The organism is Limnohabitans sp. TEGF005, assembly GCF_055394835.1.
This window is the reverse complement of sequence record NZ_AP029226.1, coordinates 199,417-224,888: the sequence shown is the minus strand read 5'-3', so window position 1 is coordinate 224,888 and position 25,472 is coordinate 199,417. Positions and strand designations below refer to the sequence as shown.

At 61.0% G+C, this 25,472-nt stretch carries 24 protein-coding genes; 16 read left to right on the top strand and 8 right to left on the bottom strand.

The window, feature by feature from the left end:
• Nucleotides 1-23: 23 nt before the first annotated feature.
• Both ACZ5RG_RS01010 and ACZ5RG_RS01005 read left to right on the top strand, forming a co-directional pair.
• Entirely contained in the window at nucleotides 24-578 is a 555-nt protein-coding gene (locus tag ACZ5RG_RS01010) for a phasin family protein (RefSeq protein WP_298601098.1), read from the top strand.
• Between the two features lie 22 nt (nucleotides 579-600).
• On the top strand, nucleotides 601-1,266 hold the full coding sequence (locus tag ACZ5RG_RS01005) for a TetR/AcrR family transcriptional regulator (RefSeq protein WP_019430802.1): 666 nt from the start codon (nucleotides 601-603) through the stop codon (nucleotides 1,264-1,266).
• 16 nt (nucleotides 1,267-1,282) lie between these two features.
• Here ACZ5RG_RS01005 and ACZ5RG_RS01000 read toward each other — a convergent pair whose 3' ends face one another.
• Nucleotides 1,283-2,050, bottom strand: a complete 768-nt coding sequence (locus ACZ5RG_RS01000) for a type III pantothenate kinase (RefSeq protein ID WP_464447575.1) — start codon at nucleotides 2,048-2,050, stop codon at nucleotides 1,283-1,285.
• 21 nt (nucleotides 2,051-2,071) lie between these two features.
• On the opposite strand from ACZ5RG_RS01000, the gene ACZ5RG_RS00995 reads away from it, so the two are divergent.
• Complete coding sequence (locus ACZ5RG_RS00995) at nucleotides 2,072-3,517, top strand: amidase (RefSeq protein WP_298601106.1); 1,446 nt, start codon at nucleotides 2,072-2,074, stop codon at nucleotides 3,515-3,517.
• A 250-nt stretch (nucleotides 3,518-3,767) separates the two neighbouring features.
• Here ACZ5RG_RS00995 and ACZ5RG_RS00990 read toward each other — a convergent pair whose 3' ends face one another.
• Together ACZ5RG_RS00990 and ACZ5RG_RS00985 are read right to left on the bottom strand one after the other, a co-directional pair.
• Nucleotides 3,768-5,090 carry an acetylornithine deacetylase/succinyl-diaminopimelate desuccinylase family protein gene (locus ACZ5RG_RS00990; protein ID WP_464447574.1) on the bottom strand — a complete coding sequence of 441 codons (1,323 nt, stop codon included), beginning with the start codon at nucleotides 5,088-5,090 and terminating at the stop codon, nucleotides 3,768-3,770.
• Nucleotides 5,091-5,102: 12 nt separating this feature from the next.
• Nucleotides 5,103-5,537 carry a rhodanese-like domain-containing protein gene (locus ACZ5RG_RS00985; protein WP_298601112.1) on the bottom strand — a complete coding sequence of 145 codons (435 nt, stop codon included), beginning with the start codon at nucleotides 5,535-5,537 and terminating at the stop codon, nucleotides 5,103-5,105.
• 159 nt (nucleotides 5,538-5,696) lie between these two features.
• Here ACZ5RG_RS00985 and icmF point away from each other — a divergent pair, with 159 nt between their 5' ends.
• The 5 genes from icmF (at nucleotide 5,697) to gshB (ending at nucleotide 12,366) form a co-directional block, all read left to right on the top strand.
• A complete protein-coding gene (icmF, locus tag ACZ5RG_RS00980; RefSeq protein ID WP_464447573.1) occupies nucleotides 5,697-8,987 on the top strand; it encodes a fused isobutyryl-CoA mutase/GTPase IcmF in 3,291 nt (1,096 codons plus the stop codon).
• A 156-nt stretch (nucleotides 8,988-9,143) separates the two neighbouring features.
• Nucleotides 9,144-9,380: an antitoxin gene (locus tag ACZ5RG_RS00975; protein ID WP_019430808.1), complete on the top strand. Its 237-nt coding sequence runs from the start codon at nucleotides 9,144-9,146 to the stop codon at nucleotides 9,378-9,380.
• Complete coding sequence (locus ACZ5RG_RS00970) at nucleotides 9,377-9,787, top strand: type II toxin-antitoxin system VapC family toxin (protein ID WP_298599986.1); 411 nt, start codon at nucleotides 9,377-9,379, stop codon at nucleotides 9,785-9,787. Before ACZ5RG_RS00975 ends, ACZ5RG_RS00970 begins: the two co-directional genes overlap by 4 nt.
• Before the next feature lie 68 nt (nucleotides 9,788-9,855).
• On the top strand, nucleotides 9,856-11,352 hold the full coding sequence (locus tag ACZ5RG_RS00965) for an AMP nucleosidase (RefSeq protein WP_298599988.1): 1,497 nt from the start codon (nucleotides 9,856-9,858) through the stop codon (nucleotides 11,350-11,352).
• Nucleotides 11,353-11,424: 72 nt separating this feature from the next.
• The gene (gene gshB, locus ACZ5RG_RS00960) at nucleotides 11,425-12,366 is read left to right on the top strand and encodes a glutathione synthase (RefSeq protein ID WP_464447572.1); all 942 of its coding nucleotides are present in this window, start codon (nucleotides 11,425-11,427) and stop codon (nucleotides 12,364-12,366) included.
• A gap of 335 nt (nucleotides 12,367-12,701) precedes the next feature.
• On the opposite strand, the gene ACZ5RG_RS00955 is transcribed toward gshB, so the two are convergent.
• The 4 genes from ACZ5RG_RS00955 to ACZ5RG_RS00940 form a co-directional block, all read right to left on the bottom strand.
• Nucleotides 12,702-13,469, bottom strand: coding sequence for a class II glutamine amidotransferase (locus ACZ5RG_RS00955; RefSeq protein WP_298599990.1), 768 nt, complete (start codon nucleotides 13,467-13,469; stop codon nucleotides 12,702-12,704).
• 89 nt (nucleotides 13,470-13,558) lie between these two features.
• Entirely contained in the window at nucleotides 13,559-13,810 is a 252-nt protein-coding gene (locus ACZ5RG_RS00950; protein WP_464447571.1) for a cysteine-rich CWC family protein, read from the bottom strand.
• 71 nt (nucleotides 13,811-13,881) lie between these two features.
• Entirely contained in the window at nucleotides 13,882-14,115 is a 234-nt protein-coding gene (locus ACZ5RG_RS00945; RefSeq protein ID WP_464447570.1) for a hypothetical protein, read from the bottom strand.
• Nucleotides 14,116-14,236: 121 nt separating this feature from the next.
• Nucleotides 14,237-16,468: a malate synthase G gene (locus ACZ5RG_RS00940; RefSeq protein ID WP_464447569.1), complete on the bottom strand. Its 2,232-nt coding sequence runs from the start codon at nucleotides 16,466-16,468 to the stop codon at nucleotides 14,237-14,239.
• Nucleotides 16,469-16,675: 207 nt separating this feature from the next.
• Between ACZ5RG_RS00940 and ACZ5RG_RS00935 the strand changes: the two genes are divergently transcribed.
• Both ACZ5RG_RS00935 and ACZ5RG_RS00930 read left to right on the top strand, forming a co-directional pair.
• Nucleotides 16,676-17,605 (top strand): hydroxymethylglutaryl-CoA lyase, encoded by a 930-nt coding sequence (locus ACZ5RG_RS00935; RefSeq protein WP_464447568.1) that lies wholly within the window; start codon nucleotides 16,676-16,678, stop codon nucleotides 17,603-17,605.
• A gap of 71 nt (nucleotides 17,606-17,676) precedes the next feature.
• Nucleotides 17,677-18,603 (top strand): LysR family transcriptional regulator, encoded by a 927-nt coding sequence (locus tag ACZ5RG_RS00930; RefSeq protein WP_298600002.1) that lies wholly within the window; start codon nucleotides 17,677-17,679, stop codon nucleotides 18,601-18,603.
• Between the two features lie 105 nt (nucleotides 18,604-18,708).
• Here ACZ5RG_RS00930 and ACZ5RG_RS00925 read toward each other — a convergent pair whose 3' ends face one another.
• On the bottom strand, nucleotides 18,709-19,083 hold the full coding sequence (locus tag ACZ5RG_RS00925) for a PsiF family protein (protein WP_298600005.1): 375 nt from the start codon (nucleotides 19,081-19,083) through the stop codon (nucleotides 18,709-18,711).
• Between the two features lie 187 nt (nucleotides 19,084-19,270).
• Here ACZ5RG_RS00925 and argS point away from each other — a divergent pair, with 187 nt between their 5' ends.
• From argS to ACZ5RG_RS00895, 6 genes are all read left to right on the top strand, one after another.
• Nucleotides 19,271-20,956 carry an arginine--tRNA ligase gene (gene argS, locus ACZ5RG_RS00920; protein ID WP_464447567.1) on the top strand — a complete coding sequence of 562 codons (1,686 nt, stop codon included), beginning with the start codon at nucleotides 19,271-19,273 and terminating at the stop codon, nucleotides 20,954-20,956.
• 14 nt (nucleotides 20,957-20,970) lie between these two features.
• Entirely contained in the window at nucleotides 20,971-21,648 is a 678-nt protein-coding gene (locus ACZ5RG_RS00915) for an SPOR domain-containing protein (RefSeq protein WP_464447566.1), read from the top strand.
• Between the two features lie 37 nt (nucleotides 21,649-21,685).
• Nucleotides 21,686-22,360 (top strand): thiol:disulfide interchange protein DsbA/DsbL, encoded by a 675-nt coding sequence (locus tag ACZ5RG_RS00910; RefSeq protein ID WP_464447565.1) that lies wholly within the window; start codon nucleotides 21,686-21,688, stop codon nucleotides 22,358-22,360.
• 142 nt (nucleotides 22,361-22,502) lie between these two features.
• Nucleotides 22,503-23,132 (top strand): lipopolysaccharide transport periplasmic protein LptA, encoded by a 630-nt coding sequence (gene lptA / locus ACZ5RG_RS00905; RefSeq protein ID WP_464447564.1) that lies wholly within the window; start codon nucleotides 22,503-22,505, stop codon nucleotides 23,130-23,132.
• Nucleotides 23,129-23,887: an LPS export ABC transporter ATP-binding protein gene (gene lptB / locus ACZ5RG_RS00900; protein WP_298600020.1), complete on the top strand. Its 759-nt coding sequence runs from the start codon at nucleotides 23,129-23,131 to the stop codon at nucleotides 23,885-23,887. The genes lptA and lptB overlap by 4 nt, the downstream gene beginning before the upstream one ends.
• A gap of 37 nt (nucleotides 23,888-23,924) precedes the next feature.
• Nucleotides 23,925-25,466 carry an RNA polymerase factor sigma-54 gene (locus tag ACZ5RG_RS00895; protein WP_464447563.1) on the top strand — a complete coding sequence of 514 codons (1,542 nt, stop codon included), beginning with the start codon at nucleotides 23,925-23,927 and terminating at the stop codon, nucleotides 25,464-25,466.
• Nucleotides 25,467-25,472 lie beyond the last annotated feature (6 nt).

Sequence of the window (25,472 nt, the reverse complement as noted above, 5' to 3'; positions counted from 1 at the left end):
GCAGCCTGTTCAGGAAGTTCACCATGGCCAAATCAGACGACTCTTCACGCGACAAAGCAACAACCAAGTCTCAACCAGACAGTCAGACCCCGCCTGCCCAGCATGTGTGGCTTGCGGGCTTGGGGGCCATGGCCAAAGCCCAAGAGCAAGGCAGCAAAGCCATTGAAGCGCTGGTGAACGACGGTCTGGCATTTCAGCGCAAAAGCCAGGCAGAAGCGCAGCAACGTCTGCATGAAGCCACCGAACGCTTGAGCCACATGGCGAGTGATTTTGGCCAGCAAACCTCGGGGCGTGTGGACAAACTAGAGCACCTGTTTGAAGACCGCGTGGCCAAGGCCTTGCACCGTTTGGGCATGCCCACCTTGCTGGACATCCAGATTCTGAACGACCGCATAGCGCAACTCGAAGCGCAGCTTGCGGCATTGTCCGGAGCCGCGACACGGAAGCCCGCTTCGGCTTCAGCTTCGGCCCCAGCCAAGACCAAAGCGGCAGCGCCCCGAAAATCGGCCACGGCCACTGCGCCAACCAAGGGCGCCAAGACGACCAAGTCTGCGAAGACTGCCAAAAAATCGGCTTGACTGACCCAAACAGCCCTCCGTCATGGCCAAAAAAGCACCCCGCCGCACCGCCGAGCGCATTGCCGAGGTCACGCTGGAGCTGTTCAACCGGTTTGGCGAACCCAATGTCTCAACGACGCTGATCTCGGCCGAACTCAACATCAGTCCTGGCAATTTGTACTACCACTTCGCGTCCAAAGACGCCCTGGTCAACCGCTTGTTTGACCAGTACGAAGTGGCCATGCTGGGGCTGCTGGATGCGGCGCCCGATGTGCAAGACATCGAAGACGCCTGGTTTTTTCTGCACTCCCTGTTTGAGCAGGTCTGGAACCACCGGTTTTTGTACCGCGATCTGAACAACCTGTTGTCGGGCAATCGGCATCTAGAGACGCATTTTCACGCGGTGCTGGAACGCAAAACCCATGCTTTCAGATTGATGCTGGAGTCCTTGGCCGCGGCGGAACTGATGCGCATCGACCCGGACAGCATCGAAACCCTCTCGGCAAGCATGTCGGTGATGGTCACGTATTGGCTGAGCTATGAATATGTGCGCAACCCACGGCAAGCCCTCGAACCCGCCAGCGCCGGGCTGGCCCTGACCCGTGGCGCACAGCATGTGCTGGCACTGTTAACGCCTTACATGGCCAGCCCCGATTTGCAAAGCCATCTGCAAGGTTTGACAGCCGCTTACAGCGCGGCTGAACGCTGAACGACACAAGCCGCTGTCAAGCGTAACGCTGGGCGGCCATGGCCAGCAGGCCGTCAAAAATCAGGTTGTCCACCAATTCAAATTGCAGCGACATGCTGGGCGCCATTTTCCAGCCCGCACCCCCCGTCATGATGCACACGGGCTCTTGCCCAGTGTGCTCGCGCAGGTGCTGCACCATGCGCTCGCATGCCCCGGCAATGGCGTAAGTGCCACCGCTGGTCAGGGCATCGCTGGTGTTGGTCGGGAAAGGTGTCACTTCTCCGGTCGGCACATGCAAGCCGGCCGTGCCGGACTCGAGCGCCCGCAGCATGATGCCGTGGCCCGGCAAGATCAAACCACCCAAGAATCGGCCCTCGGCATCGATCGCCTCGACCGTCACGGCCGTGCCCACCATGACCACCACCAAGGGGCGCAGCTCGCCACCGGCGGCCAACATGCGCTGGCGAGCGCCGATCATGGCCACCCAGCGGTCAGCGCCCAATCGGCTGGGGTGGTCGTAACCATTCGTCAGACCGGCCTCGGCAACACTGGGCACCACCCACTTGGGGCTAATGTCCCAAATCTCCAACTGCTCTTGCACCCGACGTTTGATGGCATCGCCCGCCACCACACAGCCCAGCATCTGATCCGGCTCAGCCAAACCAGCCCAAGGGCCTTCGGCCAAGCGGTCGATGTTTTCCAGAAACTCCGCGCCATGGGCCAGCAAAGCGGCATCTGGGTGGGGCCGCTCATAGAGCGCCCATTTGAGCCGGGTGTTGCCGACGTCAAGTGCTAAAAAAGTCATGGCAGCATGATAATGACTTTCATGCCCGCCCAACCTCATGACATTCCCCACCTGAGCGCTCAGGCGCTGTCCCAAGCCATCCACCAAAAACAGGTGTCCTGCCGCGAGGTCATGGCCGCCACGCTGACGCAGATTGACAGGCTCAACCCGGACAGCAACGCGATTGTCAGCCGCGTTCCGCACGACGTGCTGCTGCAACAAGCCGACGAACGCGATGCGCAATTGGCGCGTGGCGAGTCCATGGGCTGGATGCACGGCATGCCACAGGCCATCAAAGATCTGAGCAATGCACAAGGCCTGCGCACCACACTGGGTTCGCCGCTGATGAAAGATTTTGTGGCCAACGAAGACGGCCTCATGGCGCAGCGCATGAAAGCCGCAGGCGCCATCGTGATTGGCAAAACCAACACCCCCGAGTTTGGCCTGGGCTCGCACACCTTCAACGAAGTGTTTGGCGCCACCCGCAACGCTTGGGACCCGAGCAAATCAGCGGGGGGCAGCAGTGGCGGTGCAGCCGTTGCACTGGCCCAGCGCATGTTGCCTGTGGCCGATGGTTCTGACTTCATGGGCAGTTTGCGCAACCCCGCAGGCTGGAACCATGTGTTTGGCCTGCGCCCCTCTCAGGGCCGCGTGCCCATGTGGCCGGCACAAGATGTGTTCGTGGCCCAACTGGGCACCGAAGGCCCGATGGCGCGGCATGTGCGCGACCTGGCCCTGCTGCTGTCAACGCAAGCGGGCCCGCACGGCAAAAACCCCTTGAGCTTGACGCAAGACCCTGCCGTTTTTGCAGGCCCATTGAACAGCGACCCAACAGGCCAGCGCATCGGTTGGCTGGGCAACCTGCAGGGCTATTTGCCCATGGAAGAAGGCATTCTGGACCTGTGCCAATCGGCACTGAACAGTTTTTCGGGCATGGGCTGCACCGTGGACGAAGCGGTGCTGGGCATGCCCCCCGAGCAGATTTGGCAGGCCTGGCTGGTGTGGCGTCAGGCCCTGGTCGGGCCGCGTGTCGCGCCCTTTTTAGTCAAGCCGGCCAACCGCGCCCACATCAAACCCGAAGCCCTGTGGGAGCACGACCAGTCACTGACCCTCAGCGGCGCGCAATTCATGACGGCCAGTGCCAGCCGCACGCGCTTTTACCAAAGCATGTTGGCTTTGTTTGAAAAGTTCGATGTGCTGGCCATTCCGGTGGCGCAAGTTTGGCCGTTTGATGTGCACATGCGCTGGCCACAAAGCGTAGCGGGTCACGCCATGGACACCTACCACCGCTGGATGGAAGTGGTGATTTACGCCACCTTTGCGGGCTTGCCGTCGATCAGTGTGCCTGCAGGCTTTGGGGCCAATGGCTTGCCCATGGGGTTGGCCCTGATCGGCAAACCGCAAGGGGATCTGGACTTGCTAAAACTGGCCCACGCCTACGAAATGGCCAATCAGGACATGATCGCCATGCGACCCAAAGGCACTTAAGACATGGATCCCGGGTCTTCGCCCGGGATGACAAACCCATTCAGGCCACGCCCGTACAGTCACCCAGAACGTGATCCGTCTTTGTCATCCCAGCTGGCTTTCTTTTGCCACCCAGGCACTGTGCTCTTTCATCACCCCCGGCCCCCGTCTTTTGTCACCCACGCACCTTTTTTTGTCACCCACGCACCCCTTTTACCCACGCACCCCTTTTGTCACCCCCGACTAGATCGGGGGTCCATCTCCCCGACTTTCAGGTGGCGGCCATGCGGGTCCAGCCTGTCAAGTCCAGCGAAGCCAGCGCCATGATCTTGGCCGAATCGACCAGCTCCTGAATGCCCACATATTCGTCGGGCTGGTGCGCCAGGTCGAGGATGCCGGGGCCATAGGCGATGCAGTCTTGCAGCTTGCCCGTGCGCACGATGTGCTTTTGGTCATAGGTGCCGGGGCTGGCAATGTAGCTCGGCTCTCGCCCCAACACCCGCGCAATGGCACGGGCTGTGGCATCCACCACGGGCGCGTCTTTGGGCGTGGCGGTGGGCACAAAACTCATGATGTCGCGAATGCCGTAATCAAAGCCCGGCCGCGTGCGCTTGAGCTCGTCGAGCATGTCGATGATTTCCTGCTTGACGGCTTCCAAGTTCTCTTCGGCGATGAACCGGCGGTCCAGCACCGTGCGGCAACTGTGCGCCACCACCGGTGCGGGCGTTTGCGCCGTGGGCCAGCCACGCGCATCGTTGGCGTAGTGCTGCTCCACTTGGCCGCCGTGGATGCTGTTGATGTTGAGGGTGCTCACGCGTGCGCCCGGCGGCTCCACCGGTTCGGCTGTGTGGCGGCCTTGCAAGCGGGGCTGCAACTGCGTCTCCAGCAAATGGATGAAGGCGCTCATGTGGTTGATGGCACTGTCGCCCAAAAACGGCATGGAGCCATGCGCGATGCGGCCCCGCGTCTCCACCTCGCCCCACCACACACCCCGGTGCCCCAGGCAAATACGGTCCACCCCCAAAGGCTCGGGAATGATCACATGGTGCACACGCGGTTTGCTGAAGTAACCGCGCTCGGCCAAATAGCCCACGCCCGCAAAGCCGCCAGATTCTTCGTCCACGGTGCCGCTGATCTCCAGTACTCCGGGAATCGGCAGGCCAGACTCGATCAGGGCTTCGCAGGCAATGATGCTGGCCGCCAAACCACCTTTCATGTCGCAGCTGCCTCGGCCATACACGCGCCCGTGGGCCACTTGCCCGCCAAATGGCTCATAGGTCCAGCCCGGTCCGGCCTCAACCACGTCGATGTGGCTGTTGAAATGCACGCACTCGCCCGGCGCCTGCCCTTGCCAGCGCGCCACCACATTGGTGCGCGGGTGGCTGTCGCTGTCGCCCGGCGCGCCGATGGCCCGAACATATTCCACCGCAAAGCCTTTTTTTGCCAGCCGTTCGCCGATGAAATGGGCACACGCTTCATAAGCGTCACCCGGCGGGTTGACGGTGGGAATGCGCACCAAGTCTTGCGTGAGGGCGGTCACCTCTTCGCGTTTGGCTTCGATGCGGTCCAACAGCTTTTGAACAGGTGAATTCATGGCTTCAGTCGATCAGTTTTGCTGCCAAGGCAAGCCGCGAAAACGCCAACCGCCCGTCAAACCACGGTGCGCATTGCCATCCGGATCGCCCTCAAAACCTTCCAGAATGTTGTAAGCCTCTAGCCCCAACTCGGTGGCACGCTGCGCCGCAGCAATCGAGCGCACGCCGCTTCGGCACAACAGCACCAGCTTTTTGCCGCCCGCGCCCAGGGCCTGCACGCCCGCGTCAAACGACGGGTTCATCGCCATGCCGGGCCACTGCTTCCAAGCCAGCGCATGGCCACCGGGCACAAAGCCCACCCAAGCACGCTCGGCATCGCTGCGCACATCCACCAGTTCGGCCTCGCCCGACTGGACCCAGGCCCAGGCCAAATCAGGGCTGATGTCTCCGGCATAGCCAGTCGCAGGCTGCACGCCGGACGGGGATGGGGTTTGAGGCGCATTCATGGGCTTGTCCTGTCGGTTTGAATCGGGCTTGAATGATAGCTTTTTGGGTCTCTTCGCCCCGACAAGGGGCCGTCAGTGACAGGAAAGCCGCCAGCGGATAAGATGCGGGTCTTGATTGACGTTTACGTCAACGTCAACAGAACAAACCAAGAGACACCCATGACCGACCTGTCTGCTGAATTCAAAGCCCTGGCCGAATACCGCCCCACCAACAAGGTGCGTTTTGTCACCGCCGCCAGCCTGTTTGACGGGCACGACGCGGCCATCAACATCATGCGACGCATCCTGCAAAGCATGGGCACCGAAGTCATCCACCTGGGCCACAACCGCTCGGTGGACGAGGTGGTGACCGCCGCACTGCAAGAAGACGCGCAAGGCATCGCCATCAGCTCTTACCAGGGCGGGCACAACGAATACTTCAGCTACATGGTGGATTTGCTGAAGGCGCGGGGCGGCGAGCACATCAAGGTGTTTGGCGGCGGCGGCGGTGTGATCGTGCCGTCTGAAATTCGCGCACTGGCTGAAAAAGGCGTGCGCATTTTCAGCCCCGAAGACGGCCAGAAGATGGGCCTGGCCGGGATGATCGGCGAGATGGTGATGCGTTGCGACCAAGACGTGAGCCCGCTGGCACCGAAAGACGTGAGCGCCATTCAGGGCCACAGCGAGATGAATTGGCGTGCCCTGGCTCAGTTGATCACCGCTTTAGAAAACGACAAAGCCGACGCCAGCGTGGTCCAAGCCGTGCGCGAACAAGCGGTGCAAAAGCAGGTGCCCGTGCTGGGCATCACCGGCACGGGCGGTGCGGGCAAGTCTTCGCTCACCGACGAACTGATCCGCCGCCTGCGCCTGGACCAGAACGACGCGCTGCGCGTGGCCGTGATCTCTATCGACCCATCCCGCCGCAAGAGCGGTGGCGCGCTGCTGGGCGACCGCATCCGCATGAACGCCATCAGCCCTTGGTCTCAGGGCCCGCGTGTGTTCATGCGCTCACTGGCCACACGAGACTTTGGCAGCGAAATTTCAGCTGCCCTGCCCGATGTCATCGCGGCTTGCAAGGTGGCCGGGTTTGATGTGATCGTGGTTGAAACCTCGGGCATTGGCCAGGGCGACGCGGCCATCGTGCCGCACGTTGATGTGCCCATGTACGTGATGACGCCCGAGTTTGGCGCGGCCAGCCAGCTCGAAAAGATCGACATGCTGGACTTTGCCGAGTTTGTTGCCATCAACAAGTTCGACCGCAAAGGCGCCAGCGACGCCCTGCGCGATGTGGCCAAACAAGTGCAGCGCAACAAGGAAGCCTGGACCGTGCCGACCGAGCAGATGCCGGTGTTTGGCACCATGGCCGCCCGCTTCAACGACGACGGCGTGACGGCGCTTTATCAGGCACTCAAGACACGTCTGGCCGAGCTGGGCATGCAGACCACCGAAGGCCGCCTGCCCGTGGTCAAGGTGCGTCACAGCACCCACCAAAACCCGGTCGTGCCCTCGGCGCGCACACGCTATCTGGCCGAGATCAGCGACACGGTGCGCGGCTACAAAAAACGTGCCATTGACCAGTCGCGTTTGGCCCGTGAGATTCAGCAACTGCGCGCTGCAGCCCGCATGCTCGAAGCGGGCAAAGCCGGTCGCGCCAAGGCCGCCGAAGCGGCACTGGACTTGGCCGTGAGCCGCGAACAAACCCAAGACCCCACCGCCCGAAAACTGCTGGCCCAATGGCCCGACATGCAAAAAGCCTACGCGGGCGATGAGTATGTGGTGAAGATTCGCGACAAAGAAATTCGCACCGCGCTCACCACCAAGAGCCTCTCCGGCACCACCATCCGCAAGGTCGCACTGCCCCAATACGAAGACGACGGCGAAGTGCTCAAGTGGCTGATGCTGGACAACGTGCCCGGCAGCTACCCCTACACCGCAGGCACCTTTGCCTTCAAGCGCGAGGGCGAAGACCCGACCCGCATGTTTGCGGGTGAAGGCGACCCCTTCCGCACCAACCGCCGCTTCAAGCTGGTGAGCGAAGGCTTGCCCGCCAAGCGCCTGTCGACCGCTTTCGACTCGGTCACCCTTTACGGCAACGACCCCGACCTGCGCCCCGACATCTACGGCAAGATCGGCAACTCGGGCGTGAACGTGGCCACGCTGGACGACATGAAAGTGCTGTATTCGGGCTTTGACCTGTGCAACCCGACGACCAGCGTGTCGATGACGATCAATGGCCCTGCGCCCTCCATCCTGGCCATGTTCATGAACACGGCCATCGACCAGAACATCGACAAGTTCAAAACCGAAAATGGCCGCGAGCCCACCGACACAGAAATCGCCAAGATCAAGGAGTGGGTGCTGGCCAATGTGCGCGGCACCGTGCAAGCCGACATCTTGAAAGAAGACCAAGGCCAGAACACCTGCATCTTCAGCACCGAGTTTTCATTGAAGGTCATGGGCGACATCGCGCAGTACTTTGTGCACCACGACGTGCGCAACTTCTACTCGGTGTCCATCTCCGGTTACCACATCGCCGAAGCCGGGGCCAACCCGATCAGCCAACTGGCCTTCACGCTGTCCAACGGCTTCACTTTTGTGGAAGCGTATTTGGCGCGCAGCATGCACATCGACGATTTCGCGCCCAACCTGAGCTTCTTCTTCAGCAACGGCATGGACCCGGAGTACACCGTGCTGGGCCGCGTGGCGCGCCGCATCTGGGCCGTGGCCATGAAAGAAAAATACGGCGCGAACGAGCGCAGCCAAAAGCTCAAGTACCACATCCAGACCTCGGGCCGAAGCTTGCACGCGCAAGAGATCCAGTTCAACGACATTCGCACCACGCTGCAAGCGCTGATTGCGATTTATGACAACTGCAACAGCTTGCACACCAACGCCTTTGACGAAGCCATCACCACGCCCACCGAAGACTCGGTGCGTCGGGCGATGGCGATCCAGATGATCATCAACCGCGAATGGGGCTTGGCCAAAAACGAAAACCCGAGCCAGGGCGCTTTCATCATCGAAGAGCTGACCGAGTTGCTCGAAGAAGCCGTGCTGGCCGAGTTTGAAAAAATCGCCGAACGCGGCGGCGTGCTGGGTGCGATGGAAACCGGCTACCAGCGCGGCAAGATTCAAGACGAGTCCATGCACTACGAGATGCTCAAGCACACCGGCGAACTGCCCATCATTGGCGTCAACACTTTCCGCAACCCCAAGGGCGACGAAGTGCTCGAAAGCCTGGAGCTGGCCCGCTCGACCGAAGAAGAAAAGCAGTCGCAACTGCAACGCCTGACGGACTTCCACACCCTGCACGCCAAAGAATCCCCTGCGATGCTCAAACGCCTGCAACAAGCCGTGATCGACAACGGCAATGTGTTCGAGGTGCTGATGGACGCGGTGCGGGTGTGCTCGCTGGGTCAGATCACCAATGCACTGTTCGAGGTGGGTGGACAGTACCGGCGCAACATGTGAACGCCTTGTGTCTGGGCCGAAGCCACCAAGCGCTCAAGGCGTCTTGTCGGTCGGAGGCTTAGCCGCGGCGAGTCGAGGCTTGTACATCCATGTATTTACAAGCCACCGGCCATTTGTTAGGATGTACATGTACATCCTAACAAGGAAAGGACTGACATGGCCAACACCAAACTGTTCAAAAACGGCAACTCGCAAGCCGTACGCATTCCGGCCGAGCTGGCTTACGGGAGTTGGGACATCGAGCTCGACATCGAACGCATCGGTGACGAGTTGCGCATTCGACCAGCCCGTAAGCGCATGGGCGATGTCATGGGCAAGCTGGCCCAGTTCTCGCCTGACTTCATGAGCGAAGGTCGGGCACTCAACATCGAAGGCGAGCGCGAGGCCTTATGAAAGCCAAGTACATGCTGGACACCAACATCTGCATTTACCTGATGAAGCATCAGCCGCCGCAAGTTCAAGCGCGTTTTGCAGACTGTTTTGTCGGGGATGTGGTGATGTCGGCCATCACATTGGCCGAACTCGAGTTCGGCGTGGCTTGCTCGGGGGAGGCTCAAGCCCGAAACCAAGCGTTGCTTGACAGCTTGCTCGAGGACATCTTGGCAGTCCCTTTTGATGCCCGTGCAGCGCGCACCTACGGCCCGCTGCGTGCAGCCCACCGCGAGCGCAACAAAGATGCCCTGGACAAGCTGATCGCCTCTCACGCTATGTCGCTGGGGGTGACGCTGGTCACCAACAATGAAGCCGACTTCCGTGAATTTGCCGGACTGACCGTCGAAAACTGGGTCAACAACCACTGATCACCCGGGGACTGATGCACCCGGCCACAACCGGAAAAACCGTCATGCGGCTTGTGCACAATGGGGCCATGCAAAGACCCACTCCTTTCATCGCCCCCGAAGTGTTTGACTCTGCCGATGCCGCATTGGCGCGGGTCCAGGCCATCTACGAACAAAGTTTGAACCACTTGCGTGCTGCCATGCGCCGCTATGTGGCCGGTGAACCGATGGCCGACAAGGTGCGCGCCTGCTACCCCTTTGTGCGACTACAGACCACCACCGGCTGGGTGCCCCCCAAGAGCCTAGAGGCCGAATGGCTGAGCTACGGTTTTGTAGCGACCGCTGGGCGTTACGAAACCACGTTGACGCGCCCAGACCTGTTTGCCGTGTACCTGCGCCAGCAGTTCGCCTTGTTGCTGGCCAACCATGGCGTGGCGCTTGAAGTGGGCACCAGCCAGTTGCCGATTCCGGTGCATTTTTCCTTTGCCGAAAACGACCACATCGAGGGCGAGATGAGCGCCGAGCGCCGCACCCAAATGCGCGAAGTGTTTGACCTGCCCGATCTGACGGCCATGGACGATGGCATTGCCAACGGCACCTACGAGCCTGCGCCCGGCCAGCCCGCGCCACTGTCGCTGTTCACCGCGCCGCGCATCGACTATTCGCTGCACCGGCTGCGCCACTACTGCGGCACCAACCCGGTGCACTTCCAGAACTTTGTGCTGTTCACCAACTACCAGTTTTACATCGACGAATTCATTGCGCTGGGCCATGCCGAAATGGCCAAAGCAGACAGCCCTTATGTGGCATTTGTGGAGCCGGGCAATGTGGTCACGCGCCGCGTGGGCCTGCCTGCCGAGGCTGACGATGCGCTTGGCCAAACACCGCCACGCCTACCCCAGATGCCCGGCTACCACTTGGTGCGCGAAGACCACAGCGGCATCACCATGGTCAACATCGGCGTGGGGCCGGCCAATGCCAAAACCATCACCGATCACATCGCTGTGCTGCGCCCGCACAGCTGGCTGATGCTGGGCCATTGCGCCGGGCTGCGCACCACGCAAGAGCTGGGCGACTATGTGCTGGCCCACGCCTATGTGCGCGAAGACCATGTGCTGGACGAGGAGCTGCCCTTGTGGGTGCCGATCCCTGCCTTGGCCGAAATTCAGGTGGCACTCGAACGTGCCGTGTCCGAGGTCACGGGTTGTCATGGGGCAGACCTCAAACGCCTGATGCGCACCGGCACTGTGGCCAGCACCGACAACCGCAACTGGGAGCTGTTGCCAGACAACACGCCCCAGCGCCGCTTCAGCCAGAGCCGTGCCGTCGCGCTCGACATGGAAAGCGCCACCATCGCAGCCAATGGCTTTCGCTTTCGGGTGCCCTACGGCACCTTGCTGTGCGTGAGCGACAAGCCGCTGCACGGCGAGATCAAGCTGCCCGGCATGGCCAACCACTTTTACCGCGAACGGGTGAACCAGCACTTGCAAATTGGCATCCGCGCCCTCGAATTGCTGCGTGCGGCAGGCCCGGCCCAACTGCACAGCCGCAAACTGCGCAGCTTTGCCGAAGTGGCGTTCCAGTAAAGCGTGCCAATCACCCCTGCAACAGACACCTGAAAGACCGCAGGGACAAAGCCTCAACCCTAAAATGACATGATGAAAATACTGTTTGTTGCCGACCCCCTTGAATCGTTCAAGATTTACAAGGACACCACGTTCTCGATGATGCGCGAGGCGCAAAAACGCGGCCACCAAATCGTGGCCTGCGAGATGACCGATGTGCGTTGGCAACAAGGGGAAGCGGTATCAGCCCAAGTGCGTGAGATTCACCTGACGGGCGAGCCCACAGCTTGGTTCACCGAATCAGGCACAGGCCGCGCCGCACTGAAAGACTTTGACGCGGTGGTCATGCGCAAAGACCCGCCTTTTGACAGCGAATACTTTTACGCCACCCATTTGTTGAGTCAGGCCGAACGCGAAGGGGCCAAGGTCTTCAACAGCCCGGCGGCGCTGCGCAACCACCCCGAGAAGCTGGCCATCTTGGAGTTCCCTCAGTTCATTGCGCCCACACTGGTCACCCGCAACGAGGCCGACATCCGCGCTTTCCACGCCAGCCACGGCGAGATCATCTTGAAGCCCTTGGACGGCATGGGCGGCATGGGCATTTTCAAGGTCGGCGCAGACGGCTTGAACCTGGGCGCGATCATCGAAACACTGAATCGTGATGGCCAGCAAACCGTGATGGTGCAAAAGTTTTTGCCCGGCATTGCCCAAGGCGACAAGCGGGTGTTGCTGATCGGTGGCAAGCCGGTGCCGTTTTGCCTGGCCCGCATTCCCCAAGGCGGCGAAGTGCGCGGCAATTTGGCCGCCGGCGGCAAAGGTGTGGCGCAACCGATTTCGGCACGCGACCGCGAAATTGCCGAGGCCCTCGGCCCGATCCTGTTCGCGCGGGGCCTGATGCTGGTGGGCTTGGACATCATCGGCGACAGCCTCACCGAGATCAACGTGACCAGCCCGACCTGCTTTCAGGAAATCACTGACCAGATGGGCTGCGATGTGGCGGCCCTGTTCATGGACGCAGTGGAAGCAGCGCTGTAAGCGCTGCGCTCGAAAGTCATGCCCGACCCCGACTGTCATCCCGACACCGACTGTCATCCCGACACCGACTGTCATCCCGACCCCGACAGTCATGCCTGTCCCCTACTGTCATGCCCGGCTTGACCGGGTATCCATCCCCGCCGAAGTCATGGCCCCCCGATCAAGTCGGGGGTGACAGAGTTGCAGTCACGGTGACAGGGCTCAGTCACGGTGACTGGGCTCAGTCATGGTGACAGGGCTCAGTCACGGTGACTGGGCTCAGTCATGGTGACAGGGCTGCAGTCAAGGTAACAAAGTCAAGTCGGGTATCACAGGAATCGGCTCAGGTGGTCATATCAACTATTGGCCAAACCCCCATCCAAAAACGTGTAAACCCGGCCCGGCTCAAACGCGACCCAGGCTTCATCGGTGGTCAGCGGGGCGGTCACCACCACCGCCACCCGATCGCTGTCTCGGGTGTGGTCGGCAAAATTCACACTCAAGTCCTCGTCACTCAAAGTCGCGTGCGTGAAGGGGTGGCGGCGCAGCACGTAATGCAGGTGGGTGCTGGCATGCGCCCACAGCGCTTGCCCGTTCGACAACAAAAAGTTGAAGGTGCCAAACCGGGCGATTTGAGGCACCAACTCACGCAGTGTCAATGTCAACTCCGCCACACTGGGCACACTGGCGTGCGACTTGGCCAGCTCTTGCATGAGCCAGCAAAACGCGCGTTCGCTGTCGGTCTGACCCACCGGCTTAAAGCTGCCATGCAAATGCGGCGCGTAGTTCACCAGATTGCCGTTGTGCGCAAAGACCCAATAACGGCCCCACAGCTCACGCACAAACGGGTGGCAATTTTCCAGGCTCACCTCGCCTTGCGTGGCTTTGCGGATGTGGGCAATGACGTTGCGGCTTTGGATGGGGTAACGGCGAATCAACTCGGCAATGGGTGAGCTGCTGGCGCTTTGGTGGTCCACAAAATGGCGCACGCCCTGCCCTTCAAAAAAGGCAATGCCCCAGCCGTCACCGTGGTGGTCGGTGATGCCGCCGCGCTGGGCAAACCCGCTGAAGCTGAAGGTCACGTCGGTGGGGGTGTTGCAGTTCATGCCGAGCAGTTGGCACATGGTTCAGTCTTTCTTGAGGGCGGTGCTGGACTCGCCCATTTTCCAGGCAGCCAACGGAGCACACAGCTTGCAAAGGCCTTGGGGCCAGCTCATGCGTTGTCACCATCGAATTTACCTTTTGACGCCCTTGCACACGCCGCGCAAATGCAGGCCTTGTTGCGCGCCGCTTCGGGCACCTGCTTCAGCACATCGGCACTGAAGTGCACGCGCGTGCACCAGCACGGGCCGGGCGCTGTGGCACCGGCACCGACTGTGGTCGCAGGCGTGGCCATGGCGCAGGCGTTGGACTGTCCGCACAAAGGACATCGGCAAGGGTCAACGGCAGGCAGCGAAAAGTTCATGGGATGGGGTCAGCATTTTGGGTCATATGAGGGCTGATGCAAGGATTCATGGCCGGACGCAAAGGGAAGGCTCAGTCTGGGCGCTGCCTGCGACGCTGCGCATCACGCCACAGGCGAATGGCCAGCACCCCCATGGGCGCGTTGTGCAAGAAAAAATCAAAGATGTCGATGGGCTTGCCCAAATGGCCCTCGGTGAGCATGCGCCACTTTTCGACCAAGTGCGGCTCGGGCACAAAAGGTGCGCCCGCCAGGTAAACGGCGATGGCCACCAACCACAGCATGGGAATTCGGTCTATCCAGCGCATCGCACTCTCCAAAAACCCCTATTTTCAGGCATGCCCGGCACAGCAAGGCATGACCCACAGCAAAACGGCTCCCGAAGGAGCCGTTTTTTCAAGTGTCAGACCGTGTCCGGTCTGGCCCATTTCAGGCGGCCTTGACCTTCAAGCGCCAGGCGTGCAGCAGTGGCTCGGTGTAACCGCTCGGTTGCGCTTTGCCTTTGAAGACCAGATCGCAAGCGGCTTTGTAGGCCGCTGACTTGGCAAAGTTGCCTGCCATGGGCTGGTAAGCCGCATCACCGGCGTTTTGCGCGTCCACCACGGCGGCCATGCGCTCCATGGTTTGTTTGACTTGCTTTTCGCTCACCACGCCATGGTGCATCCAGTTGGCCATGTGTTGGCTCGAAATGCGCAAGGTGGCGCGGTCTTCCATCAGGCCCACGCCATTGATGTCGGGTACTTTCGAGCAACCCACGCCTTGGTCCACCCAGCGCACCACATAACCCAAGATGCCTTGGGCGTTGTTGTCGAGTTCCTTTTGCTTGTCTTCTTCAGACCAGTTGGCGGCGTCTTTTGCCACCACAGGGAACTGCAGCAACTGGTTCAGGGTTTCGTCGCGCAGCACTTTGGCGTCTTGCTTTGCCACCGCCTTTTCCATTTGCTTTTGCAACGCGGGCACGTCCACCTGGTGGTAGTGCATGGCGTGCAGTGTGGCGGCCGTCGGGCTTGGCACCCAAGCGGTGTTGGCACCGGCCAAGGGGTGACCAATCTTGGCCTTGAGCATGTCGGCCATCAGGTCGGGCATGGCCCACATGCCTTTGCCAATCTGAGCGCGTCCGCGCAGACCGCAAGCCAGGCCCACGTTGACGTTGTTCTTTTCATAGGCACCCAGCCACACGCTGTTTTTGATGTCGCCCTTGCGCATCACGGGGCCGGCCAGCATGCAGGTGTGCATTTCGTCGCCGGTGCGGTCGAGGAAGCCGGTGTTGATGAAGGCCACGCGGCTCTTGGCTGCGGCAATGCAGGCCTTGAGGTTGGCGCTGGTGCGGCGCTCTTCGTCCATGATGCCCAGTTTGACGGTCGACGGCTTCATGCCGATCACCTTTTCAACGCGGCCAAACAGCTCGTCGGCAAAGGCCACTTCGGCGGGGCCGTGCATTTTGGGCTTGACGATGTAGACGCTGCCTGTGCGGCTGTTGCGCAGCGGGTGCGACGATTTTTTCTGCAAGTCGATCAAGGCGCAGGTCACAGTGACCATGGCGTCAAGGATGCCCTCGGGGATCTCTTTCATGCTGCCGTCAGCAGCTTTGTAAAGGATGGCGGGGTTGGTCATCAAGTGGCCGACGTTGCGCACAAACATGAGCGAGCGGCCATGCAAAGACACCGTGCCTTTGCCTGCGGGCTTGGTGTACTCGCGGTCAGCGTTCATGGTGCGGGTGAAGGTCTTGCCGCCCTTTTGCACTTCTTCGCTCAAGGTGCCTTGCAAGATGCCCAGCCAGTTGGCGTAGGCCAGCACTTTGTCGTCGGCGTCCACAGCGGCCACGGAATCTTCCAGGTCAAGAATGGTGGACAGCGCGCTTTCGGCGATCAGGTCGGACACGCCCGCAGCATCGGTCTTGCCGATGGCCGTGGTTTTGTTGATTTGCAAGTCGAGGTGAATGCCGTTGTGCACGAACAGCACCGAAGCGGGGGCCTTGGCATCGCCGGTGTAACCCACGAATTGCTTGGCATCGGCCAAGGTGGTGTTCTTGCCGTTGGCCAGCGTCACCACCAGTTTGCCGGCCTTGACCGCGTAGCCTTGGCTGCCCACGTGCGAGCCGGTCTTCAGGGGTGCGGTGCGGTCGAGCACGTTGCGGCAGTAGTCGATGACTTTGGCGCCGCGCTTGGGGTTGTAGCCCGTGCCTTTTTCGCAACCATCGGCCTCAGAAATGGCGTCGGTGCCGTACAGCGCGTCGTACAAGCTGCCCCAACGGGCGTTGGCAGCGTTCAGGGCGTAGCGGGCGTTCAAAATCGGCACCACCAGCTGAGGGCCAGCCAGCTTGGCCAGCTCGGCGTCCACATGGGCGGTGGTGGCCTGAGCGTTGCGCGGCTCGGGCACCAGGTAGCCGATCTGGCTCAGGTATTTGCGGTAGGCCTTCATGGCCTTGCCCTCAAGCACCGGGCCGGGGTTGGCGCTGTGCCACTGGTCCATGGCGGTCTGGATGCGGTCACGCTCGGCCAGCAACGCGATGTTTTTCGGTGCCAGATCGGCCACGATGTCGTTGAAGCCTTTCCAGAACTTGTCTTGGTCCACGCCTGTGGCGGGCAGCATTTGGTCGTTGATGAAACTCAGCAAGGGATTGGCCACTTGCAGGTGATGGATCGCGGTGCGTGCAGTCATGAAAACCTCTGGGGTCTGGTCAAAAAATCGGGGCTGGCCGCTTGCAAAGCTGTCAAGCTGCAGATTGGCCAAAGTGAGAAAGCACTCTATTCTAAATTTAGACACCGATAAACCCGCCCAAACTTCATAGACCCATGACTTTTAGACACAAATGCGCCCCTCCAGCGTGAGGTTTGGCGCCTTGCCGCACTGCGGTTTAATTCAGGCATGACACGCCCCAACACCCCGCAAGTTCTGATCAGCGAAGTCGGTCCACGCGATGGCCTGCAATCGGTCAAGGCCACCATGCCCACGGCCGACAAGCTGCGTTGGATCGACGCGCTGGCGGCAGCGGGCCTGCGCGAGATCGAAGTGGCCTCGTTCGTGCCCGCCAAGCTGCTGCCTCAAATGGCCGATGCCGCGCAAGTGGTGCAGCACGCGCTGCGCCACAGCCATGTGCGGGTGATGGCGCTGGTGCCCAACCTGCGCGGCGCACAAGCGGCCTTGCAAGCGGGCGCACAAAAGCTCACTTTGCCGGTCTCGGCCAGCCCAGCACATTCGATGGCCAATGTGCGCAAATCGCCCGAGGCCATGGTGGAAGAAGTGCGAACCGTATTGCAGTTGCGTGACGAACTCGCCCCCAATGTGCCTGTCGAAATCGGCATGTCCACCGCCTTTGGCTGCACCTTGCAAGGGGCAGTCCCAGAGGACGATGTGGTGCGCCTGGCGCTGCTGCTGGCCGAAGCGGGCGTGGACGAGATCGGCCTGTCGGACACCACCGGCATGGGCAACCCGGCGCAAGTGACCCGCTTGTTCAAGCGCTTGTTTCAAGAGATCGGCCCGCTCACCGGCTCGGCCCACATGCACAACACCCGAGGCCTGGGCTTGGCCAATTGCCTGGCCGCTTACGAATCAGGTGTGCGCACCTTTGACAGCTCGCTGGGTGGTTTGGGGGGCTGCCCTTATGCACCGGGCGCTTCGGGCAATGTGGTCACCGAAGACCTGGTCTTCATGTTCGAGGCCATGGGTGTGTCGACAGGCATCGACCTGACCCAACTCATGGAGGCTCGCCTGCCGCTGCAAGCCGGACTGCCCGGCGAGCCGATTTACGGCATGACGCCCGAAGCGGGACTGCCCAAGGGCTGGCTCGGCCATTGACCACCTCTTTGAGCGCCAATCACCCGCAACCGGACCTGCATTGCAACCCTGAACCCGCATAATCGGGCCGCATGGACAAGTTCAAAGCCTTCGAAACCTTTGTCTCGGTTGCCACCAAAGGCAGCCTGACCGCTGCAGCCCGGGCTGAGGGCGTGGCCCCGGCCATCATTGGCAGGCGACTCGATGCGCTGGAAGAAAACCTGGGCGTGAAGCTGCTGGTGCGCACCACGCGCCGCATCACGCTCACCCACGAAGGCAGTGCTTTTCTGGAAGATTGTCAGCGCCTGCTCTCTGAAGTGGCCAATGCCGAGGCCAGTGTCTCGGCAGGCGGCGTGAAGGCCAGCGGGCATTTGCGCATCACCGCACCAGCCGGGTTTGGCCGTCGCCATGTGGCCCCGCTGGTGCCGCGCTTTCGCGAACTGCATCCCGATGTGTCGATCTCGCTGAACCTGAGCGACCGGGTAGTGGACTTGGCCGCCGAGGGCTTTGATTGCGCGGTGCGGGTGGGCGACCTGCCCGACTCGTCGCTGGTGAGCGTGCGCATGGCCGACAACCGCCGCCTGTGCGTGGCCACCCCGGCTTATCTGGCGCGGCGCGGCACACCTTTGCAACCCTCAGACTTGCTGCAGCACGACTGCCTCACCTTGTCGAGCGACGCCTCACAAACCCGGGGTTGGGCTTTTCGCACCCCAGCCGACAGCGGCCACGACGTGGTCCACCTGCGCCCCGGCGGGCCACTGGACTGCTCGGACGGGCAGGTGTTACACGACTGGTGCCTGGCCGGCTACGGCATCGCTTGGCGCAGCACCTGGGAAGTCGAAAGCGAAATCCAATCGGGCCAGTTGGTGGCCGTGCTGGAAGACTTTGCCGCTTCCCCGAACGGAATTTTTGTGGTTTTCCCCCAGCGCAAGCACCTGCCATTGCGGGTGCGACTGTGGATTGACTACCTGAAACACCACTACGCGCAACCCGGCTATTGGCAAACCGCGTCAGACTGAGTCGCTCGGCAACGTGAACACCTCAGGACCACAAAAAAGCCCGGGCATGCCCGGGCTTTTTGATGTCGGGAAGGGTGAACCACCAGGCTCACCGCACCGGTGACATCACTTCTTCAGGCATTCAGACATGAAGGCCTTGCGTTCGTCGCCTTTTTTACCCGTGGCTTCGGTGTTGCAGGTTTTCATCTTGCTTTGCTGGGTAGCAGGCTTTTTGGCGCTCAAGCACGTCTTCATGAAGGCTTTGCGCTCATCGCCCTTTTTGCCGTCGGCGTCTTTGTTGCACATGGCCATTTTGCTTTGTTGTGGGGTTTTATCAGCAGCAGGGGCGGCTGGCGTCGCAGGCATGGCGGGAGCGGCGGCAGGAGCAGCAACAGCAGCCACGGGCGCAGCAGCGGCCGCTGGCTTGACAGGGTCAGCCGCGAAAGCCACGCCAGAAATCAAGGCAAAACCGAGTGCAGCAATAGAGATGGAATGACGCATGAATGAACTCCCAAAAAATAATCAACAGTCAAAAAAGCCTGCACAGAGGTGCAGGTCGCTCATTAACGCTCAAAAGCCCACAGCTGTTGACGCCAGTTGTGACCAACTGTAATTTGCTGCATATAAAAACGCCCCGCAAGCTTGTCCACCGCGTGATCCCTGGCCCAGCCCCGTAAAATCGCGCCCTATGCTCTTAGCCAAACAACATTTGCTCACGGCCCTGGCCACCGAGCTTGAAAAACTCCAAACCGGCGCGGGTGCGCGTGCGGCCTTTGAATCGCCCAAAGTGGCCGCCCACGGCGACCTGGCCTGCACAGCCGCTATGCAGCTGGCCAAAGCCCTCAAGCAAAACCCACGTCAACTGTCCGAAACCCTGCGCACCGCCTTGTTGAGCACCCCTGCTTTCGAGCGTTGGGTCGATGCGATCGAGATCGCTGGCCCGGGCTTCATCAACATCCGCCTGAAAGACGCGGCCAAACAAGCGGTGGTGCACGAGGTTTTGCAAGCGGCCGAATGCTTTGGCGACCAAGCTGCCCAGCCCAACAAGGTGCTGGTCGAATTCGTTTCAGCCAACCCCACTGGCCCGCTGCACGTGGGCCACGGCCGCCAAGCGGCTTTGGGCGACGCGATTTGCAATTTGCTCGCCACACAAGGCCAGCAGGTCTACCGCGAGTTTTATTACAACGACGCGGGCGTGCAAATTGGCACCCTGGCCAACTCCACCCAATTGCGCGCCAAGGGCTTCAAGCCAGGCGATGCCGAGTGGCCCGAAGCGGCCTACAACGGCGACTACATCCAGGACATCGCGAACGATTTTCTGGCCAAAAAGACCGTCAAGTCCGATGACCGCGAGTTCACAGGCAGCGGCGATGTGAATGACCTGGACGGCATGCGCCTGTTTGCCGTGGCCTATCTGCGCCACGAACAAGATCTGGACTTGAAGGCCTTTGACGTTCAATTCGACAACTACTACCTTGAGTCCAGCCTGTACACCAGCGGCAAGGTCGACGCTGCCGTGCAAAAACTGCGCGATGCCGGCAAGACCTACGAACACGATGGCGCGCTGTGGCTCAAATCCACCGATTACGGCGACGACAAAGACCGCGTCATGCGCAAAGGCGACGGCAGCTACACCTACTTTGTGCCCGATGTGGCCTACCACATCACCAAGTGGGAGCGCGGCTTTGGCCGTGTGGTCAACATCCAAGGCACCGACCACCACGGCACCATCGCCCGCGTGCGTGCAGGCTTGCAAGCGGCCGCTGTGGGCATCCCCGAGGGCTACCCCGACTACGTGCTGCACACCATGGTGCGCGTGATGCGCGGCGGCGAAGAGGTCAAGATCTCCAAGCGTGCGGGCAGCTACGTCACGCTGCGCGATCTGATCGAGTGGACCAGCAAAGACGCGGTGCGTTTCTTCTTGCTGTCACGCAAGCCCGACACCGAATACATCTTCGACATCGACCTGGCGCTGGCGCAAAACAACGACAACCCGGTGTACTACGTGCAATACGCCCACGCCCGCATCTGCTCGGTGCTGGCTGCCTGGAAAGACAAAGACGGTGGCGACCCCGCCACACTGGCCAAGGTCGATTTGTCGCCACTGCAAAGCCCGCAGGCCCACGCCCTGATGTTGGCCCTGGCCAAGTACCCCGAGATGCTGACGGCGGCCGCCACCGACTTTGCGCCGCACGACGTGACGTTTTACCTGCGTGATTTGGCCTCGCTGTACCACAGCTACTACGATGCCGAGCGCATTTTGGTGGACGACGAAGCCGTCAAAAAAGCCCGCTTGGCGCTGGTTGCGGCCACTGCGCAGGTGCTTCGCAATGGCCTCAAAGTGCTGGGCGTATCGGCTCCGCAAAAAATGTAAACAGGGATCACAACATGCAACTCCACCCCCAACGCGGCGGTACTTTCCTCGGTTTCATCATTGGACTGGTGCTGGGCTTGGGCGTGGCATTGGCCGTGGCCATTTACGTGACCAAAGTGCCGACCCCTTTTTCCAACAAAAACCAGCCTCGCACCAACGACCAGGACGTGCAGGAGACCGCGAAAAACAAGGACTGGAATCCGAACGGTGTGTTGCAGCCCAAAGCACCCGCAGAAGTACCGGCACCACCCGCAACGCCTACTGCGCCACTGTCACCGTCTGTGCCAGCCGCCAACACAGCCGCAGACAAAGCCGCCCCCAGCGGACACGGCAAAAGCGCGGCTGAAGCGCCCAAGACCGAGCAACGCCCAGCGGTCACGGCCGACCCTTTGGGCGATTTGGCCAAAACCAAATCCGGCCTCTCTACCCCTGCGGCTGCCAGCGCCAGCGCCGATCCGTTTGATTACGTCATTCAGGTGGGCGCTTACCGAACCAGCAACGATGCCGACGCCCAAAAAGCCAAATTGGCCATGATGGGCCTGGACGCCAAGGTCTCTGAACGGGATCAAGCCGGGCGCACGGTGTTCCGTGTACGCTTGGGGCCCTTTGCAGACAAAGCTGCCGCTGAAAAAATTCGCACCCGCCTGGAAAGCGGCGGCATTGACAACACGCTGGTGCGTGTTCAACGCTGAACCCACACCGTACTCAAGACTCATGAGGGACCCACACATGGACCGCCGTTTCTTCTCTTCTGCCTTGGTCACTGCCGCTGCCTGGCTCAGCACCTCTGCCGCCTGGGCTCAAGCCGCCCTCTTCAAGTCAGGCAAAGACTTCCTGACGCTGGACCGCCCTGTGGCCACCGAAGCAGGCGCAGGCAAGGTCGAAGTCATCGAGTTCTTCTGGTACAGCTGCTCGCACTGCAACGCGTTTGAACCGACATTTGCCCAATGGGTCAAGAATGCCCCGAAAGACGTGGTGGTGCGCCGCATTCCGGTCTCGTTCCGCGAAGACTTTGCGCCGCAGCAGCGCCTGTTTTTCACCATCGAAGCCATGAATTTGCTGGACACGCTCCACCCCAAGGTGTTTGCGGCGATCCATGTGGGCAAGTTGGCCCTGAACACCGATTCCAGCGTGCTGGCCTGGGCAGAACAGCAAGGCGTGGACAAAGTCAAATTCAACGAAATCTACAAATCGTTCGGCGTGGCCAGCAAGCTCAAGCGTGCCGTCCAGTTGCAAAACGACTTCAAGGTGGAAGGTGTGCCATCCTTGGGCGTGGCGGGTCGTTATTACATTGACGGCAGCCTGGCTGGCGGCATGGACCGCGCCTTGAAAATCACCGAATCCCTGATCGCCCAGTCTCGCCCCGCCCAAACCAGCACGCAAGCCGTCAAGCCAAAAAGCTGAGTCTGCGCCAGCAGCCCCAACCCAAGCCCGCTGGTGAGCCACCTGAGCGGGCTTTTTTTATGCCTTGGCACGCGCGGCAAGGCCGATCTGCTCACTCTTGCCTCTACAATCAAAATTCGTCACCAGCAAGATTCATGCCCCCATGACAATTCTCCGTACCATCAGCCTCGTCGCCGCAGCGCTCAGCGTGCTTTGCACGCCTGCGTGGGCCGAAAAAGCCGACCGCGACAAGCCCATGCTGATTGAGGCGGATGCCATGCGCCACGACGAAAACAAACTGCTCACCCATTTCACAGGCAAGGTGGTTGCGTTCAAAGGCACCATGGTTTTGCGCGGCGATCGCATGGAAGTGCAACAAGACAAAAACGGCCAACAAGTGGCGCACGTTTGGGCCGCACCGAACGAACGCGTCTTTTTTCGGCAAAAACGCGAAGGCGTCGATGAATTCACCGAAGGTGAAGGCGAAATGGCCATCTACGACAGCCAGGCCGATGTCGTGACACTGAGTCAGCGGGCAGAAGTTCGAATTTTGCGCGGCACCGAGCTGGCCGACCAACTCAATGGTCAAAAAATCATTTTCAACAACACCACCGAAGTCATGACCGTGGACGGTCTGCCCAAAGGCACCCAAGCCACGGACCCGCGAGATCAACGCGTACGCGCCGTGCTGACGCCCAGAAAAACAAGCCCGGCGACCACGCCCCCCGCTCCGAAAACGGCCATCCCTGCCCTGCGGATCAGCCCCAATACAGGCGAAAGCAAAAAACAATGAGTGAGCCACTCGTGCCCAGCCGACTGGAAGCGCACCACCTGAAAAAGGCCTACGGCAGCCGCAAAGTGGTGCACGACGTGTCCGTGCAAGTAGACAAGGGCGAAGTGGTGGGCTTGCTCGGCCCCAACGGCGCAGGCAAAACCACCTCTTTTTACATGATCGTGGGCTTGGTGCGTGGTGATGGCGGCCAGATCATGATTGATGGGCAAGACGTCACGCGCATGCCCATTCACAAGCGCTCGCGCATGGGCCTGTCGTATCTGCCGCAAGAGGCCTCGATTTTTCGCAAACTGTCGGTGGCAGACAACGTGCGCGCCATTCTGGAGCTGCAAACCGACGCCCAGGGTCATGCACTCTCATCGGCTGACATTGAACAACGCCTGAGCGAGTTGCTGGCCGACCTGCGCGTCGACCACCTGCGCGATTCCCCTGCGGTCGCGCTGTCAGGGGGTGAACGCCGCCGCGTAGAGATTGCCCGCGCCTTGGCCACCAACCCGCGTTTTATCTTGCTGGACGAGCCTTTTGCTGGCATTGACCCGATCGCCGTGATCGAGATCCAGCGCATCATTGCCTTCCTCAAGCAGCGCGGCATTGGCGTGCTGATCACCGACCACAACGTGCGCGAGACCTTGGGCATTTGCGACCACGCCTACATCATCAGCGAAGGCCGCGTGCTGGCTGCAGGCACCCCCGACGAAATCGTGTCCAACGCCGAGGTGCGACGGGTGTACCTGGGCGAACACTTCCGGATGTGATGAACAAATCCAAGGTCCACGCCATGAAAGCACAGCCATGAAACCCGGTCTGTCGCTGCGCATGTCCCAGCACCTGGCGCTCACGCCCCAGTTGCAACAATCGATCCGCCTGCTGCAACTGTCCACGCTGGAGCTGTCGCAAGAGGTCGACCAGATGCTGGACGAAAACCCATTTCTTGAGCGCAGCGAAGAAGAAGCGGCCTCCGAGGCCTTTGGCCTGGACCAAACCGACACCCACGTCAGCCTGGGCGATCGGGTGAGCGAAAGCGCCAGCACATCCAGCAGCAGCGACGACAGCGCCAGCGAAAACAGCGACGAAGCCGTGACCGATGTGGCCGAAAGCTGGGACGGCGACGGCAGCGTGGACATGCGCCCTGACGACAGCGAATGGGGTGGCGATGCCGGACCGCGCCAGAACAATGGCGAAGAAACCGCTGACGCCATCGACCTGGCCCGCAGCAGCGGCTCGCTCACCGACTTTTTGCACCGCCAGGCCTTGTCGCTGCGCTTGTCCGAGATCGACCGTGCTGCCCTGCGCTTTTTGATCGAGTCGCTCAACGACGACGGCTACCTGACCGACACCCTGCCTGAATTGGCCGCCAGCTTGGCTGGCAGCGACGATTTTGAACAACTGGACGAGCTGGTGCACCGCTTCACCGTGGCGCTGGGTTTGCTGCAATCGCTCGAGCCCGTGGGTGTGGGCGCACGCGATCTGGCCGAGTGCATGCGCATCCAGATCAAGGCATGGCTCAAGGACGCGCCAGACGACGAGGTCGCCCAAGCCGCTCTGGCCGTCTGCGCTCAACCCATGGAAATGCTGGCCAAACGCGACTTCAAACGCCTGGCTGTGGCCTGCGGTCTGGACGAGGCCGTGGTCAAAGCCGCTATCCCGTTCATTGCCCGGCTGGAGCCCAAACCCGGCCGCCCGTTTGCGCAGGCCGAACAAAACATCATCATCCCCGACGTGCTGGTGGTGAACACCAGTAAAACGGCCACGCCCAAATTCCGCATCCAGCTCAACCCCGACGTGATGCCCAAGCTGCGCGTGCACGACATTTATGCCAACGCCTTGCGCGGCAGCAAGGGTTCATCGCATGCCGGTTTGCAGCAGCGCCTGCAAGAAGCGCGCTGGTTCATCAAAAACATCCAGCAGCGTTTTGACACCATCTTGCGCGTATCCACCGCCATCGTGGAGCGGCAAAAAAACTTCCTCACCCACGGCGAGCTGGCCATGCGCCCGCTGGTGCTGCGCGAGATCGCCGACGAGCTGGGCATGCACGAGTCCACCATCAGCCGCGTGACCACGGCCAAATACATGTCCACGCCGCAAGGCACGTTTGAGCTGAAGTATTTCTTTGGCTCGGGCTTGGGCACCGACAGTGGCAGCGCCGCATCGAGCACCGCCGTGCGGGCACTGATCAAGCAGTTTGTGGCGGCTGAAAAACCCGCCAAACCCCTGTCGGACAACCAAATTTCAGAAATGCTGAAAGAGCAAGGCATCGACTGCGCACGCCGCACGGTGGCCAAATACCGCGAAGCCCTGAAGATCGCGCCTGCGAACCTGCGCAAAACCCTTTGAGAGTAT